Origin of the sequence: Roseovarius sp., from assembly GCF_027019125.1 — a bacterium.
GTDB lineage: Bacteria > Pseudomonadota > Alphaproteobacteria > Rhodobacterales > Rhodobacteraceae > Roseovarius.
This window is the reverse complement of sequence record NZ_JALUXE010000030.1, coordinates 428,546-443,948: the sequence shown is the minus strand read 5'-3', so window position 1 is coordinate 443,948 and position 15,403 is coordinate 428,546. Positions and strand designations below refer to the sequence as shown.

Here is a 15,403-nt window from a genome sequence, read left to right as displayed (position 1 = left end):
ACCGCGCTGTCCCGCTGCGGGCCCTCAGCGCAGATGCGCAACCGCCTCGATCGTTCCGAAATCCACATATTGCAGCAGCACGATCGCCTTGTCCTCGCGGGCCAGCGTGAAATCCAGCGTCAGCGGCTCGCGACTGTCCCACACCGCAAGCGGCGTCATCTCCGTCACGATATTGGCATAGGTGATGGTTTTCCCGGCATTCTCGCCATGTTCGATGGCAACCGTCTCCTCGGGGATATAACGCACCAACTGTACCGTCAGCGGCATCGTGCGCGCAGGCTCGGACCGCGCCACGATCCGCACCTGCGTCTCGTCGCGCTCCACCTCCAGGGCGATTCCATTGTGCTTTTCCGCCTTGTGCCGCGCGATCAGCGCCTCGACATCCTCGAACCGGGTGCCCACCACATGATCGGACCCGTTGATGATCATCTGCGGCGTATAGACCATCTTGCGCTCGCCCGCCTTGGCATAGCCACGCTGCCGGGCGCTGTTGTCGGGACTGCCGAAACTGTCCTCCCAGCCGATATAGTCCCAGTAATCCACATGCAGCGACAGCGCGACCACATCCTCCCGCGCCGCGAGGTCCTGAAAATACGCATCCGCCGGCGGACAAGAGGCACAGCCCTGCGAGGTGAACAATTCCACCACCACAGGCCTATCCTCTGCACCGGCCTGCACCGCCCAGAGGGACAAAAGCCCTGCGCATACGCTCGCTGCAACGTGTCGCATATCGTTGGTCTTCCCGCTCGCTGTGCAAAATCACATGCGCAACATATCATATCCGCGCCCCTACGTATCTAGGCCGCCTGTCCCACAATAACCAATCAACGTTTCGAGAGTCGGCGGTGATTTCCTGAAACATCGATCAATTGTGTGCAATAGTATACAAATATTCTCTCCCCCCTCTTGATCGAGCGTTTCAAATCGGTCAGAAGCAGGATCAAGTGATCCAGCCTCGACCATGAAAGGACGGCCCATGCCCATCAGCGTCGGACAAGACAGCGCAAAGACCCGCAAGACCCTCACCGTCGGCGACCAGACCGTCGCCTATTACTCGATCACGGCCGCCGAAGAGGCCGGACTTGGCGATTTCTCGCGCCTGCCCGCCGCGCTCAAGGTGGTGCTGGAAAACATGCTGCGCTTCGAGGATGGCAAGACCGTCTCGCTCGATGACATCCGCGCCTTCTCCGACTGGGCGGCGAATGGCGGCAACGCCAATCGCGAACTGGCGTACCGCCCGGCGCGCGTGCTGATGCAGGATTTCACCGGCGTTCCGGCGGTGGTGGACCTTGCCGCCATGCGCGATGGCATCGTGGCCCTCGGCGGGGATGCCCAGCAGATCAACCCGCTCAATCCCGTGGACCTCGTCATCGACCACTCGGTGATGATCGACGAATTCGGCAATCCGCGCGCCTTCCAGATGAACGTCGACCGCGAATACGAACGCAACATGGAGCGTTACCAGTTCCTGAAATGGGGCCAGGGGGCGTTCAACAATTTCCGCGTGGTGCCGCCGGGCACCGGCATCTGTCACCAGGTCAATCTCGAATACCTGGCCCAGACCGTCTGGACCGACACCGACCAGCACGGCCAGACCGTCGCCTATCCCGATACGCTTGTCGGCACCGACAGCCACACCACCATGGTCAACGGCATGGCCGTCCTTGGCTGGGGCGTGGGCGGGATCGAGGCCGAGGCCGCGATGCTGGGTCAACCGATTTCCATGCTCATCCCCGAGGTTGTCGGCTTTGAGCTGACCGGCCGCATGGTCGAAGGCACGACCGGCACCGACCTCGTGCTCAAGGTCGTGGAACTGCTGCGCAAAAAGGGCGTGGTTGGCAAGTTCGTCGAATTCTACGGCGCGGGGCTCGATCACCTGCCGCTGGCGGACCGCGCCACCATCGCCAACATGGCGCCCGAATACGGCGCCACCTGCGGCTTCTTCCCCATCGACGATGAAACCCTGCGCTACCTGCGCAACACCGGGCGCGACGAGGCGCGCGTCGCGCTGGTCGAGGCCTATGCCAAGGAAAACGGCTTCTGGCGCGGCGCGGATTACGCCCCCGTCTACACCGACACGCTGCATCTCGACATGGGCAGCATCGTGCCCGCCATCTCGGGGCCGAAACGCCCGCAGGATTACGTCACCCTCGACAAATCCGCCGCGGCCTTCCTTGACGTCGTGTCGCAATACCGCGGCAAGGATGCCAGCCCCGCCGCTGCCGACATGGCCGCCGAAGGCCCGGCCACGGCCGTCGCCGCCGACCCGCGCAAGTCGGTCAAGGTCAAGGGCGAAGACTATACCATCCGCGACGGTTCGGTCGTGATCGCCTCGATCACCTCCTGCACCAACACCTCCAACCCCTATGTGATGATCGGCGCGGGCCTCGTCGCCCGCAAGGCGCGCGCACTTGGCCTCAACCGCAAGCCCTGGGTCAAGACCTCGCTTGCGCCGGGCTCTCAGGTCGTCTCCGCCTATCTCGAGGCGGCGGGGCTGCAAGAGGATCTCGATGCCGTCGGCTTCAACCTGGTGGGCTATGGCTGCACCACCTGCATCGGCAACTCCGGCCCGCTGCAAAAGGAAATCTCCGAAGCCATCGCCGAGGGGGATCTCATGGCCACCTCCGTGCTCTCGGGCAACCGCAATTTCGAGGGGCGCATTTCCCCCGACGTGCGCGCCAACTACCTCGCCTCCCCGCCGCTCGTCGTGGCCTATGCCATCGCGGGCGACATGAACATCGACCTCACCACCGAACCCTTGGGCACCGACAAGGACGGCAACCCCGTCTATCTCAAGGACATCTGGCCCTCGCAGCAAGAGATTGCCGAACTGGTCGAGCGCACGGTGACGCGCGAGGCGTTCCAGTCGAAATATGCCGATGTCTTCAAGGGCGACGAGATGTGGCAGGCGGTCGAGACCTCCGAAGGCGAAACCTATGATTGGCCCGCGCAATCGACCTATGTGCAAAACCCGCCCTATTTCCGGGGCATGGCCAAGGAACCGGGCACCATCTCCAACATTTCCGGCGCGCGCGTGCTGGCGCTCCTGGGCGATATGGTCACGACCGACCACATCTCGCCCGCCGGCTCCTTCAAGGAAACCACCCCCGCCGGCAAATACCTGACCGAGCGTCAGGTGCCCGTGCGCGAGTTCAACTCCTACGGCTCGCGGCGCGGCAACCACGAGGTGATGATGCGCGGCACCTTCGCCAATATCCGCATCCGCAACGAGATGCTGGATGGGGTCGAGGGCGGCTATACCAAGGGGCCGGATGGCGCGCAGACCTCGATCTTTGAGGCCTCCATGGCCTATCAGGAGGCGGGCACGCCGCTGGTGATCTTTGGCGGCGAACAGTATGGCGCGGGCTCGAGCCGCGACTGGGCGGCCAAGGGCACGGCGCTTCTGGGCGTCAAGGCGGTGATCGCCGAGAGCTTTGAACGCATCCACCGTTCCAACCTCGTGGGCATGGGCGTCATCCCGTTCGAGTTCACCGGCGGCGACACGCGCAAGACGCTGGCCCTCACCGGCGAGGAAACCGTGGCCATTTCGGGCCTTGATACGATCAAGCCGCTGGCCGAGGTGCCCTGCACCATCACCTATGCCGATGGCAGCTCGAAGACGATCACGCTCAAATGCCGGATCGATACCGCGATCGAGATCGAATATATCGAGCATGGTGGCGTGCTGCATTACGTGCTGCGCAACCTCGCCAAATCCGCGGCCTGATAAACCCTGCGGTCTCATCACCAGGGCGGCCCCTCATCCGGGCCGCCTTTTTCATGTCCTGCGCAGGGTTCCGCCTGCGCCGCCCAATTTCCGGCCATTCCCCGCCGGTCCCGCGCTCCTGATGCCATCGTGAGATGATTCCCCTTTTTCCGTGATCGTTCCGCCCCAATCTTGAGGGCAGGAGATTGAGAAAGGGTAAACCATGCGCACCACCGCACTCATCCTCGCCCAGGCCGGGCTGATCAGCCTGCTCGCCGTCTATGGCGCCTATGGCGACAATTCCAAGCAACCCGCCTGCCCGCTGCCCGCAACGACCAGCGCGCAGGACTGTGCGGCACCGCAATGACGGGTGCCGTCGGACCTTACGAAATCTGCGTACACTCCTTACAAATCGTAAGGTCGCGCGGCCTTGCGCCAAGCGCCCCTAGCGCGCGGCCTCGATCGCAGGCAGGATCGTGCTCTGCATCACCCGCTCGGTGATCGGCCCGGCAAAGCGCAGCACGATATTGCCTTCGCCATCAATGACATAGGTCTCGGGCACGCCATAGACGCCCCAATCCAGCGCCATCCGCCCAGTTTCATCCGCGCCCATGGCGGCATAGGGATTCCCAAGCTCCTTCAGGAAATTCAAGGCGTTATCGGCCTTGTCCTTGTAGTTCACACCATAAATCGTGATCCCGTCCCTGGCCAGTTTCTCAAGGTTGGGATGCTCTACCCGACAGGGCGCACACCAGCTTGCCCAATAGTTCACCAGCTTGACCGTTCCGTCGCGCAAGTCACTGTCCGTAAACGTCTTTCCATCGCCAAGCGGTGTCACGACCACCGCCGGCGCCGCCTTGCCGGCCAGCGCCGAGGGCAGCTCGTTGGGGTTGTCCCGCTGCAACCCGACAAAGGCGAGCCCGGCAAATCCGGCAAAGATCACCAGCGGCAGCACCATCATGGGAGAGAGTTTAGCCATTGGATTTCACCTTGCTTTCAAGCTCTTGCAGCTCTCTCTTCACGCGATTTGACCGGCGCACACTCAGCAGCACCACCACCACGATCATCAGGATCGACACGGCATAGGACGACAAGACCGCGTCTGCGTATTTCCCCAAATCCGGCATCATGCCTCCATCCTCTCGCGCGTCAAAAGCGCCCGCATCCGCCGCGCGCGAATTTCCGTTCGCGTCCGCATCAACACCAAGGCTATGAAAAGAAAGACAAAACCAGCAATGCAGACCAGCAGCGGATACCAGAACACATCCGCCACATTCTCCTCCTTGTCGAGGCTGAGCGACGCCCCCTGATGCAGCCCCTGGTTCCAGAAATTGACCGCATAGCGGCTGAGCAGGGCAAAGACCGATCCCACAAGGCAAAGAATACTGGTCAGGTCCGCCGCCGTGTCGTCATTCTCGATCGCTTCCCACAGGGCTATGTACCCGAGATAAAACAGAAAAAGGATGAGAAAACTGGTCAGCCGCGGATCCCAGGCCCACCAGGTGCCCCACATCGGCTGGCCCCAGATGGCCCCGGTCACCAGCGCAATCAGCGTCATTACCATGCCCACCGGCGCCGCCGCCCGCGCCGCCAGCGCGCTCACATGATGCCGCCGGACGATCCAGATCAGCGATGTGACCAGCATCATCAACCAGGCATTGATCGCCATCAGCGCGCTAGGCACATGTAAATAAATGATTTTTACTGTCGACCCTTGGCGATAGTCCGCAGGCGTAAAGAAGAACCCCCAGATCAGACCGCCCACCAAGGTCACCGCCGCAAGCCCCGCGAACCACGGCAAGAGCCGGTCGGCGGTCTGGATGAATTTCTTGGGATTGGCATATTCCCAGAATGCGTTCAGGTTCATCGTATTTCCCGTGTCATCAGCGCAGGTTCACTCTCAATACCGCAGCCGAGGCAAAAGGCAAAAGCGCGATGGTGCCGCAGGTGATCCCCGCCAGCATCAAGAGCGGCGTGGTTGCGTCCAACCCCTCCGCGCCGCGCCGCGCCACCTCGGCCCCAAAGATCAATGTAGGCACGTAGAGCGGCAGCACAAGCAGGCTGAGGAGCAGACCCCCACGCTTGAGCCCGACCGTCAGCGCCGCACCGAAAGTGCCGATCACACTCAGTGCGGGCGTTCCCAGAAAAAGAGAGATAATCAACCACTTGTAGCCCGGTTCCGAGAGGTTGAGCAAAAGACCCAGCACCGGGGCCGCCGCCACCAGGGGCAGGCCCGTGGTCACCCAATGCGCAAGCGCCTTGACGCTCACGATCCCCTCCATCGGCAGGGGTGAGGTGGCCAGCAGATCGAGGCTCCCATCCTCCCAGTCGAGCGCGAGAATGCGGTCAAGCGACAGCAGGCACGCCAGCAGCGCGCCCAACCACAGGATACCGGGCGCGATCACCGTCAAAAGCGCGCTTTGCGGCCCCACGCCAAAGGGCACCAGCACCACGACGATCAGGAAAAACGACAGCCCGAGACCAAAGCCGCCACCCGCTCGCATCGCCAGACGAATATCCCTGAGAAGCAGCGCAATCACAAGAAGGCCCCGTCAAAGTCGTTATCCGCCAATGGCTTGGCCTTGAACGCGGCAACATCCAGCACCTGTGCCTCGCCAAGCCCGAGGTCGATATGTGTGGCCATCAGCGCCATGCCACCCGTCGCCAGATGCCCGCGCACGGCATGTGCGAACATCGCCACCGCATCCGTATCGAGCGACACGGTCGGCTCATCCAGCACCCAGATCGCCCGCCCTGTCACCAATAACCGCGCAAGCCCCAGACGCCGCTTTTGCCCGGCCGAGAGCGCGCCGGCGGGGCGCGTGGCCAGGGGACCAAGGTTGAACACCTCAATCGCCTTGGAATAGTCTTTCTGACCAAAGACTTCCGCCCAGAACTTCAAGTTCTCGTTGACGCTCAGCGTGGCCTTGATCCCATCCGCATGCCCGGCATAGACAAGGCTTTCCGGCGGCACGTCGATCCGGCCTGAAACCGGCGGCTGCAAACCCGCAATCGTCCGCAAGAGCGTGGTCTTGCCAATCCCGTTTGGACCACGCACCACAAGCGCCTGACCGGGGGCCAGCGTGAAACGCACCCCTTCCAGCACGGGTATCCCGCCGCGCGCAATGGTCAGATCAGAGACTTGCAACATCATGCGCCGTGCTTAGCCCAATGCGAGACCTTGGAAAAGCACCATCGGCGCGCGGATCGTCACACCGGCAGCACCGCCGCCGCGACCCGGCGCCCTTCGGAGAGAAGGACGTTATAAGTCCGGCAGGCCGCGGGCGAATTCATCGTTTCCACGCCAAGTCCCGCCGCCTCAAGATCATCGCGCAACCGTTTGGGAATATGCGCTATTTCCGCCCCGGTTCCGATAAAGATCACATCGACATCCGCCGCCAGAGCCATCAGCGCCGCCACATCCTCGTAGCCGCCCCATCCGCGCGCGCCCGTCGGGGTGACAAGAATAGCCCCCTCCATCACCTGCCCGGCAACTCGAAAAAACCCAGGCCCATAGCCATCAATCGGCGTTGCCGCGTCAAAACTGATCTCCGTCATGCGCATGGCTTATCCCCCTTCCTTGCCCCAGATTGGCAGCCCGCTTATCACCGCCAGACCGATCACCGCATAGGCCGCCCAACGATAAAGCCGCTCGTGACGCGGGTCAAAGAGCGATTGGCCGAACAGCGACGTGATGAAGTAAGGCACCGCAAGTATCAGCGCCAAAAGGAAAATCTGGCCATTGATCGCCCCGCGCAAGAGCAGGTTCACCACGATGACCACATCGAGCGCCGCCAGAAAGAGGATCGTATTGGCCCGCACCGATTGCGCCACCGCTTGCCCGGCGAGGTAGAACAGGATCACCACCGGGCCCGTCAATCCCGTCAGCCCACCGATCACCCCGGCCAACGCGCCAATCGCCACCAGCATGGGCCGCCCCACCTGCCCCGAAAACCGCCACCCGGTGATGAGTGCGGCCAGGGTCCCGGTTCCGACGGCGGCCACCACCCAACGAATGCTCACCGGATCCAGCCGCGCCATGAGCCACAGGCCGAGCGGCACGGTCACGAGCGCCGCAAACGCCAGGATACCCACCTCGCGCCGATCCGCATGCGACCACGCCCGCGGCAACAGCGCCGAGGTGCTGGCAATGCCCGTCAGCGTGATCACCCCCACGACGACCTCCGGCGGCAGGAATATTCCCGCCACCGGCACAAAGATCAGCGCCGTGCCAAATCCGGTAAAGCCGCGCACGATCCCCGCCAATGCAATCGCCAGCAAGAGCCATGGCAGCCCCGGCGTAGCCCAGACCGCGCTCAGCGTCTCAGGCATCTATATTGGCGAATTGCGTGCCCGCGTTGGCATCCGGCTTGGACCAGTCGCGCTTCACACCCAGCCACATCAGCACCGTGCTGGCCACGAAGATCGACGAATAGGTGCCCACGATAATCCCCCAGATCATCGCGAAAACAAACCCCCGGATCACGTCACCGCCAAGGAAGTAGAGCGCCAACAGGGCCAGCAGCGTGGTCAGCGACGTCACCATGGTTCGGCTCAGCGTTTCGTTGATCGAGAGGTTGAGAACCTCGCGCAGCGGCTTCTGCTTGTATTTGCGCAGGTTCTCCCGCACCCGGTCGAACACCACCACCGTGTCGTTCAGCGAATAGCCGACCAGCGTCAGGAGGGCCGCGATAATCGCCAGATCGAACTGGATCTGCAATTCCGAGAACACCCCGACCGTCAGCGCGACGTCATGCACAAGCGCGATGACCGCCCCCACCGCGAATTGCCACTCGAAGCGCATCCAGATGTAGATCAGTACCGCCCCGATCGCGAGGACAACGGCAAGCACCGCCGTCTGGATCAGCTCGCCCGACACTTTCGGCCCCACGCTCTCGACCGAGGTGAACTGAATATCCGGGACCACCTGCTGCAACGCCGCTTCGACCGCTGTAATGACCTCGGGTGTCACGCTCTCGGCCTCATCCTGCGCCTGTATCCGCAGCATCGCCACATTCTCTTCGGGGCCAAAGGTCGGGTCGAATACCTCAGTGATGCTCACATCGCCCAAGCCCAGATCGTTGATCGCGCCGCGATAGGTGCCAATGTCAACCTGCTCGGCGCTGAGCGTGCGGATCGTGGTGCCACCCTTGAAATCAATACCGAAATTCAGCCCCTGCATGGCAAAAGAGCCAAGCGCCACGAGGATCATGACCCCGGAAATGCCCAACCACAGCTTCCACCGGCTGAAGAAATCCCAAGAGGTGGTTTCCGGCACGATCCGGAAACTGCGCCCGCTCAGGACCGTCTTGGGCCGCTTGCGCTCGAACCACATGACCGTGATCAGGCGCGTCACAAAGAGCGCGGTAAAGACCGAGGTCACAATCCCCAGCCCCAGCGTGATGGCAAAGCCACGCACCGGGCCAGAGCCCATGACATAGAGGATGAGCGCGGTCATGAAGGTGGTGATATTGGCGTCCACAATGGCGCTCATCGCCTTTTCATACCCGAGGTCAATCGCACGCGCGGCCCCCTTGGCCGATCTCATCTCTTCGCGGATGCGCTCGAACACCAGCACGTTGGCATCCACCGCCATACCGATGGTCAGCACGATCCCGGCGATGCCCGGCAGCGTCAACGTAGAGCCGATGAGGCTCAACAGCCCAAAGATCAACCCGACGTTCACGATCAGCGCCAGATTGGCAAAAATGCCAAAGATGCCATAGCTCAGGACCATGTAGAACAGCACCAGAGCAAAGGCCACGAGGCAGGCCAGCTTGCCCGCTTCGATACTGTCCGCACCCAGTTCCGGGCCCACCGTGCGCTCTTCGAGAAACTCAAGCCCGGCAGGCAGCGCGCCCGCGCGCAAGAGCACCGCGAGTTGCGTGCTGTCCTCGACATTGAAATTGCCGGTAATGATGCCCGATCCGCCGGGAATATGGCTCTGGATCACAGGCGCGCTGATGACCTCGCCATCGAGAACGATGGCAAAGGGATTGCCGATGTTCTCAGCCGTGTAATCGCCGAACTTGCGCGCGCCCGTGGGATTGAAGCGGAATGAGACCGCCGGTCGGCCATTCTGATCGAAATCGGGCTGCGCATCGACCAGTTCCTCGCCGGTCACGACCGGGGCGCGTTCCAGAATGTAGAAAACCCCCGCCTCATCCAGCGATGGCAAGACCTCGTTGCCCGCTCCCGCCGGGGCATCGGCGCTTGCGGCGCGGCTTACGACCGGCTGAAAGGTCAGCTGCGCCGTGGTCCCGATCAGCGCCTTCAACTCGGCGGCGCTGCCGATCCCCGGCACCTGGATCAGAATCCGGTCCGCCCCCTGGCGCTGGATCGTCGGCTCGCGCGTGCCCACCTCGTCGATCCGGCGACGGATGATTTCCAGCGATTGCCGCACGGTGCGATCGTCCGTGGCGCGCTGTTCGGCCTCGCTGAGGCGAATGATGATATCCGCGCCGTCGGTGGTCACGTCGATGTCGTTGCCACCCACGCCGGTCAGAATGTCGGTGACGGGGCGGGCCAGCCCCCGCACCAGTGCCGCCGCCTCGCTCGCCATCTCGGGCCGCTCGACCAGCCGCACCCGCAATTCGGGCGCATCGGTCTGTTGCAGCCGGATCGGCCCCACGCGGTCCCGCTCTTCGCGCAACAGATCGCGCACCTCGGGCCACATGCCCTCGACCCGCGCCTGATAGACATCCTCGACCTTGACCTCGGCCAACAGATGGGCACCGCCCCGCAGGTCGAGCCCCAGATTGACAAGGTTGGACGGCATCCAGTCGGGCCAGAGCGCCAGATCCTCGGCCACCGCGGCCGGATCCCGTCCCGCCTCGACAGCGGCCACGGCGTAGTTATGCCGCTCTACCCTGTCATAAAATCCGTTGGGCAGGGCCAGCATCAGACCAAGGGCCACCAACCCCCAGATACAGAGGCGTTTCCACAGGTCGATTTGCAGCATTTTCCCGCCCTTTCAGAGCTTTTGCGCAGGGTCCGGGGGCTTAGCCCTCGGCCGGCTCGGTCTTGGACAGAACCTGTGCGATGGTGGCGCGCACCACACGCACCTTGACACCTTCCGCGAGTTCCACCTCGATCTCGCTGTCGTCCTTGACCTTGGAGACCTTGCCGATGAGGCCGCCTTGCGTCACCACCTGATCGCCCCGGCGCAGCGCGCCGATCATAGCCTTATGCTCCTTGAGCTTCTTCTGTTGCGGACGGATCAGCAGGAAATACATGATCGCAAAGATCAGAATGAGCGGGATGAACTGGCCAAAGGCTTCCATGGGGTATCCTCTATTTGGGGCGTGAACAGGGGTTCACGAATTGCCGGGGAACCTAGGCGCGAGGCGGGGTATTTGCAAGGCGCGAAAGCATGGCGCAGCCCCGGTTTCTGGTGCATAACGCCGCCCAAGCGATTCACCGACAGCTTTGAGGACCAGCGCCATGCACGATATCCGCGCCATCCGCGAGACCCCCGATGCCTTTGACGTCGCCCTTGCGCGGCGCGGCCTGGCCCCGGTCTCGCCCCAGATCCTCGCCCTCGACGAGGCGCGGCGCGCCCGCATCCACGCGGCCGAAACCGCTCAGGCCGACCAGAACCGCGCCAGCAAAGAGGCCGGCGCCGCCAAGGGCCGCGGCGACGAGGCCGAATTCGAACGCCTGCGCGCGCTGGTCTCTGCGAAAAAGGATGAAATGGCCGCGATGCAGGCCGAGGCCAAGGCGCTCGACACTCAGCTCACCGACCTTCTGATGGCTCTGCCCAACCTGCCCTTCGACGACGTGCCCGATGGCGCGGACGAGAGCGGCAATGTCGAGCTGCGCCGCTGGGGCACGCCCGCGCATTTCGATTTTCAGCCCAAAGAGCATTACGAGATCACCGGCGTTCAGCCGGGGATGGATTTCGAGACCGCCGCCAAACTCTCCGGCGCGCGCTTTGTCGTGCTCTCGGGCAGCATCGCCCGCCTGCAACGGGCGCTGGCGCAATTCATGCTCGACACCCATATCGAGGAAAACGGCCTGACCGAGACCTGGACGCCCGTGCTGGTGCGCCCCGAGATGATGCTGGGCACCGGGCAATTGCCGAAGTTCGGCGAGGACAGCTATGAAACCACCAATGGCTGGTGGCTGGTGCCCACCGCCGAGGTGACGCTCACCAATATCGTGCATGGCGAGACGGTCGATGCCGCTAGCCTGCCGCGCCGCTACGTGGCCCACACCCAATGCTTCCGCTCCGAGGCGGGCTCTGCGGGGCGCGACACCGCCGGCATGCTGCGCCAGCACCAGTTCGAAAAGGTCGAGATGGTCTCGATCACCCACCCCGACGAGAGCCGCGCCGAGTTGGACCGTATGACGGCCTGCGCCGAAGGCATTCTGGAACGCCTTGGCCTGCCCTATCGCACCATCGTGCTCTGCACCGGCGACATGGGCTTTGGCGCGCGCCGCACCCATGACATCGAGGTCTGGCTGCCGGGGCAAAACACCTACCGCGAAATCTCCTCGGTCTCGGTCTGCGGTGATTTTCAGGCCCGCCGCATGAACGCCCGGTTCAAGCCGCAGGGGGGGGGCAAGCCCGAATTCGTGCACACGCTCAACGGCTCCGGCCTCGCCGTCGGCCGCTGCCTGATCGCGGTGCTGGAAAACGGGCAACAGGCCGACGGCTCCGTCCGTATCCCCGACGCCCTCCACCCCTATCTGCGCGGCAAGACGATGCTCAAGGCAGACGGCAGTCTGGGCTAAAGCACCTCGCGCCTGATCGCGGTCACATCGCCCCGGGCCTGCCCCGGGGCCTCCACCCCGCCTCCACGCGGTCCCGGATCAAGCCCGGGACGGGTGGGGTTCCGATTGTGCGCGAAACGCCCTACGCAGGGATTTCCTCTCGCCTTTGACGCCTCGCGGGGGCAAACGCCCAACGGTCAGGCGCTCTTGATCCAAAGGCCAAGCCCGTCCATCCAAGACCCGACCTTCGAGACCGAGCGCGCAAATGTTCGCAGAGCGGACAAAGCGCCAATTCGACGCGCACAGCAAGAATGTCCGGTCTCACTCTAGCCTCAACACTATGACTTAAAACCCATCCATCCTGCGCCCCCCTACTCCGCCGCCACGACCCCTACCGCGTCCGCCTTCGGAAACGGCACCAACCGTCCTTCGTCCTCATCCCAGAGTTTCAGCCGGAAACTGCGGATCGCCTCGGGCCAGCGGATCACGTCATGGGCGCGCAATTCCTCCGGCAACGCCCTCTGACAGCGCCGCAGGTTATAGGACGGGATACCGGGGTTGTAGTGATGCAGATCGTGATAGGCGATATTGCCCGTCCCCAGATCCCACAGCCACCCCAGATCGAGCGAGCTTGACCCGACAAGCGTCGCCTTGCGGAAATCAAGCGACGGCTTGCGGTCCCAATAGGTCTCTTCGAAATTGTGCTGGAGATAGACCAGAAACACCCCGATCCCCCCCGCCAGCAGCGCGCTCAGGCCCCAGACCGCCAGGCCGGTCACTCCCAACCCAACCCAGATCAGCGCCAGATAGCCCGCCAGCATCAGGTTGTGGGCAATCACCCCCCACACGCCCACCACACGCGTATTGCGCGGCCAGCGATAGGCGATGAAATAGGCATAGATGCCCCCCAACGACAGCATCACCACCGGATTGCGATAGAGCCGATACCACAGCCGCCGGGGCCAAGGCGCCGCCCGCCATTCGGCCAGCGTCATCGTATAGACCTCGGTCGTCTCGCGGTGATCGAGATTGCCCAGATAGGCGTGATGCTGGTTGTGATTGTATTGCATGACCCGGTAGGGCGTCAGCGAAAACACCGACAGGATATATCCCACCCCATCGTTCAGCCCCTTGCGCGCAAAGAGCGCGTGATGCCCGCAATCGTGCTGCAAGACATAAAGCCGGACCGAGGCAAAGGCGAGCACGACCACCATCAGCCCCGCCGCCGCCCATTGCCCCACCTCTGCCCACCACGCGCCCAGGACCAACGTCACCGCGTAAACCGCAAGCGTGGCCGCGAAGGACAGCGCCCCGCGCAGATCGCTCTTGGCGGTATAGGGCTTGAGAAACGCGCGCAGCGCGGCCGGGTCGGGGGTTTCGGTCACGTCAGCCTCCTTGCCACAGAGGAATAACAGTCTTGATGTGACGCAGATGTGACCTCGCCCCGCGGGAATGCAAGAGGGACCGCGCAGGAATCTGCACGGCCCTGCCCGGTTCAGTCGCTCGCGCGGCCTGTCAGATGCTTGCGCAGGCTCGACGGCCCCGCCTTTTTCTTGCTCTTGTAGGGGTTGCGATCCGCCTGACTGCGGAAAAAGAGGCGGATGGGCGTGCCCGGCATGTCGAAATCGGCGCGCAGCCCGTTCACCAGATAGCGCGCATAGCTTTCGGGCAGCTTGTCGGGATGGCTGCACATGACCACGAATCCCGGTGGCCGCGTCTTGGCCTGCGTCATGTAGCGCAGCTTGACCCGGCGACCGCCCGGCGCGGGCGGCGGATGCTGCTCCAGCATGCCGATCAGCCAGCGGTTCAACTGCGCCGTGGTCACGCGCCGGTTCCAGACCTCATGCGCGCGTGCCACCGCGTCGCGCAGCCGGTCCAGCCCCTTGCCGGTCTTGGCCGAGACCGTCACCAGCGGCGCGCCGCGCAACTGCGGCAACAGACGCTCGAAGGCCTCGCGCAATTCGCGGATCTTGTCGCTCTTGTCGGGCTCCATGTCCCATTTGTTGATCGCCACCACCACCGCGCGCCCCTCGCGCTCGGCCAGATCGGCGATCCGCAGATCCTGCTGCTCAAAGGGAATCGCGGCATCGAGCAGAACCACGACCACCTCGGCGAATTTGACCGCGCGCAGCCCGTCCGACACCGACAGCTTTTCCAGCTTGTCCTGAACCTTGGCCTTCTTGCGCATCCCCGCCGTGTCGAAAATGCGCACCGGCATCCCGTCCCAGTCGATGCGCAGGGAAATGGCATCGCGCGTGATCCCGGCCTCGGGCCCGGTCAAGAGCCGCTCTTCGCCAAGGATCTTGTTGATCAACGTCGATTTCCCGGCATTGGGCCGCCCCACCACCGCCACCTGCATGGGGCGCGCCTCGGTGGGCTTGCGATAGCTGACATCCTCGTCGTCCTCGATATCCTCATCGAGGGCCACATCCACCTCCGGCGCCTCGGCCTCGGCGCGTTTCTCAAAGGCATCGGCGAGCGGCATCAATTGCGCATAGAGATCATTCAGACCCTCGCCATGCTCCGCCGACATGCGGATCGGCTCGCCCAGCCCCAGCCCCCAGGCCTCGATCACACCGGCATCCGCCGCCGCCCCCTCGGCCTTGTTGGCGGCAAGGATCACATGCGCCGAGCGCTTGCGCAGAATTTCCGCAAGGCTTTCATCCGTGGGTGTCACGCCCGTGCGCGCGTCGATCAGAAAGAGGCAGACATCGGCCATATCAACGGCGCGCTCCGTCAGCTTGCGCATGCGGCCTTGCAGGCTCTCGTCGGTGGCGTCCTCCAGACCCGCCGTATCAATCACCGTGAACCGCAGGTCGCCCAAACGCGCCGCACCTTCGCGCAGGTCGCGCGTCACACCGGGCTGGTTGTCGACCAAGGCCAGCCGCTTGCCCACCAGACGGTTGAACAAGGTGGATTTGCCAACATTGGGACGGCCCACGATGGCGAGAGAAAAGGTCATGGCTCAGGCTCCGATACGGA

Annotated in this window: 15 protein-coding genes; 3 read left to right on the top strand and 12 right to left on the bottom strand. The window is 63.5% G+C overall.

Translation table 11 applies throughout. The features are described 5' to 3' along the window. Positions 1–24: 24 nt before the first annotated feature. Positions 25–729, bottom strand: a complete 705-nt coding sequence (locus MVC20_RS14390) for a DUF1223 domain-containing protein (protein WP_297542547.1) — start codon at positions 727–729, stop codon at positions 25–27. A 247-nt stretch (positions 730–976) separates the two neighbouring features. Here MVC20_RS14390 and acnA point away from each other — a divergent pair, with 247 nt between their 5' ends. Continuing rightward, complete coding sequence (gene acnA / locus MVC20_RS14385) at positions 977–3,727, top strand: aconitate hydratase AcnA (protein WP_297542545.1); 2,751 nt, start codon at positions 977–979, stop codon at positions 3,725–3,727. Between the two features lie 202 nt (positions 3,728–3,929). Then, a complete protein-coding gene (locus MVC20_RS14380) occupies positions 3,930–4,073 on the top strand; it encodes a hypothetical protein (protein ID WP_297542544.1) in 144 nt (47 codons plus the stop codon). A 78-nt stretch (positions 4,074–4,151) separates the two neighbouring features. Here the strand turns inward: MVC20_RS14380 and MVC20_RS14375 are convergent, their stop codons facing one another. The 9 genes from MVC20_RS14375 to yajC are packed head-to-tail and all read right to left on the bottom strand — an operon-like array spanning position 4,152 to position 10,989. Further along, positions 4,152–4,685 carry a DsbE family thiol:disulfide interchange protein gene (locus tag MVC20_RS14375; RefSeq protein WP_297542542.1) on the bottom strand — a complete coding sequence of 178 codons (534 nt, stop codon included), beginning with the start codon at positions 4,683–4,685 and terminating at the stop codon, positions 4,152–4,154. After that, positions 4,678–4,836: a heme exporter protein CcmD gene (gene ccmD / locus MVC20_RS14370; protein ID WP_297542540.1), complete on the bottom strand. Its 159-nt coding sequence runs from the start codon at positions 4,834–4,836 to the stop codon at positions 4,678–4,680. Before ccmD ends, MVC20_RS14375 begins: the two co-directional genes overlap by 8 nt. After that, on the bottom strand, positions 4,833–5,573 hold the full coding sequence (locus MVC20_RS14365; RefSeq protein WP_297542538.1) for a heme ABC transporter permease: 741 nt from the start codon (positions 5,571–5,573) through the stop codon (positions 4,833–4,835). Before MVC20_RS14365 ends, ccmD begins: the two co-directional genes overlap by 4 nt. Positions 5,574–5,589: 16 nt before the next feature. Continuing rightward, the gene (gene ccmB / locus MVC20_RS14360; protein WP_297542536.1) at positions 5,590–6,246 is read right to left on the bottom strand and encodes a heme exporter protein CcmB; all 657 of its coding nucleotides are present in this window, start codon (positions 6,244–6,246) and stop codon (positions 5,590–5,592) included. Beyond that, positions 6,243–6,860 (bottom strand): heme ABC exporter ATP-binding protein CcmA, encoded by a 618-nt coding sequence (ccmA, locus tag MVC20_RS14355; protein WP_297542534.1) that lies wholly within the window; start codon positions 6,858–6,860, stop codon positions 6,243–6,245. The genes ccmB and ccmA overlap by 4 nt, the downstream gene beginning before the upstream one ends. Before the next feature lie 56 nt (positions 6,861–6,916). Then, positions 6,917–7,270, bottom strand: coding sequence for an Mth938-like domain-containing protein (locus MVC20_RS14350; protein ID WP_297542532.1), 354 nt, complete (start codon positions 7,268–7,270; stop codon positions 6,917–6,919). 3 nt (positions 7,271–7,273) lie between these two features. Beyond that, positions 7,274–8,038, bottom strand: a complete 765-nt coding sequence (locus MVC20_RS14345; protein WP_297542530.1) for a sulfite exporter TauE/SafE family protein — start codon at positions 8,036–8,038, stop codon at positions 7,274–7,276. Continuing rightward, complete coding sequence (gene secD, locus MVC20_RS14340; protein WP_297542528.1) at positions 8,031–10,667, bottom strand: protein translocase subunit SecD; 2,637 nt, start codon at positions 10,665–10,667, stop codon at positions 8,031–8,033. The genes MVC20_RS14345 and secD overlap by 8 nt, the downstream gene beginning before the upstream one ends. Positions 10,668–10,707: 40 nt before the next feature. Beyond that, positions 10,708–10,989 (bottom strand): preprotein translocase subunit YajC, encoded by a 282-nt coding sequence (gene yajC / locus MVC20_RS14335; protein WP_297542526.1) that lies wholly within the window; start codon positions 10,987–10,989, stop codon positions 10,708–10,710. Positions 10,990–11,149: 160 nt separating this feature from the next. Here yajC and serS point away from each other — a divergent pair, with 160 nt between their 5' ends. Next, the gene (gene serS, locus MVC20_RS14330; RefSeq protein WP_297542524.1) at positions 11,150–12,442 is read left to right on the top strand and encodes a serine--tRNA ligase; all 1,293 of its coding nucleotides are present in this window, start codon (positions 11,150–11,152) and stop codon (positions 12,440–12,442) included. A 350-nt stretch (positions 12,443–12,792) separates the two neighbouring features. Here serS and MVC20_RS14325 read toward each other — a convergent pair whose 3' ends face one another. After that, positions 12,793–13,806, bottom strand: a complete 1,014-nt coding sequence (locus MVC20_RS14325) for a fatty acid desaturase (RefSeq protein ID WP_297542522.1) — start codon at positions 13,804–13,806, stop codon at positions 12,793–12,795. A 110-nt stretch (positions 13,807–13,916) separates the two neighbouring features. Continuing rightward, entirely contained in the window at positions 13,917–15,383 is a 1,467-nt protein-coding gene (gene der / locus MVC20_RS14320) for a ribosome biogenesis GTPase Der (protein WP_297542521.1), read from the bottom strand. Between the last annotated feature and the right edge of the window lie 20 nt (positions 15,384–15,403).

Coding starts and splice junctions, on each gene's coding strand:
- MVC20_RS14390 (WP_297542547.1), bottom strand. CDS start 729: ATGCGACACGTTGCAGCGAGCGTATGCGCAGGGCTTTTGTCCCTCTGG.
- acnA (WP_297542545.1), top strand. CDS start 977: ATGCCCATCAGCGTCGGACAAGACAGCGCAAAGACCCGCAAGACCCTC.
- MVC20_RS14380 (WP_297542544.1), top strand. CDS start 3,930: ATGCGCACCACCGCACTCATCCTCGCCCAGGCCGGGCTGATCAGCCTG.
- MVC20_RS14375 (WP_297542542.1), bottom strand. CDS start 4,685: ATGGCTAAACTCTCTCCCATGATGGTGCTGCCGCTGGTGATCTTTGCC.
- ccmD (WP_297542540.1), bottom strand. CDS start 4,836: ATGATGCCGGATTTGGGGAAATACGCAGACGCGGTCTTGTCGTCCTAT.
- MVC20_RS14365 (WP_297542538.1), bottom strand. CDS start 5,573: ATGAACCTGAACGCATTCTGGGAATATGCCAATCCCAAGAAATTCATC.
- ccmA (WP_297542534.1), bottom strand. CDS start 6,860: ATGATGTTGCAAGTCTCTGATCTGACCATTGCGCGCGGCGGGATACCC.
- MVC20_RS14350 (WP_297542532.1), bottom strand. CDS start 7,270: ATGCGCATGACGGAGATCAGTTTTGACGCGGCAACGCCGATTGATGGC.
- MVC20_RS14345 (WP_297542530.1), bottom strand. CDS start 8,038: ATGCCTGAGACGCTGAGCGCGGTCTGGGCTACGCCGGGGCTGCCATGG.
- secD (WP_297542528.1), bottom strand. CDS start 10,667: ATGCTGCAAATCGACCTGTGGAAACGCCTCTGTATCTGGGGGTTGGTG.
- yajC (WP_297542526.1), bottom strand. CDS start 10,989: ATGGAAGCCTTTGGCCAGTTCATCCCGCTCATTCTGATCTTTGCGATC.
- serS (WP_297542524.1), top strand. CDS start 11,150: ATGCACGATATCCGCGCCATCCGCGAGACCCCCGATGCCTTTGACGTC.
- der (WP_297542521.1), bottom strand. CDS start 15,383: ATGACCTTTTCTCTCGCCATCGTGGGCCGTCCCAATGTTGGCAAATCC.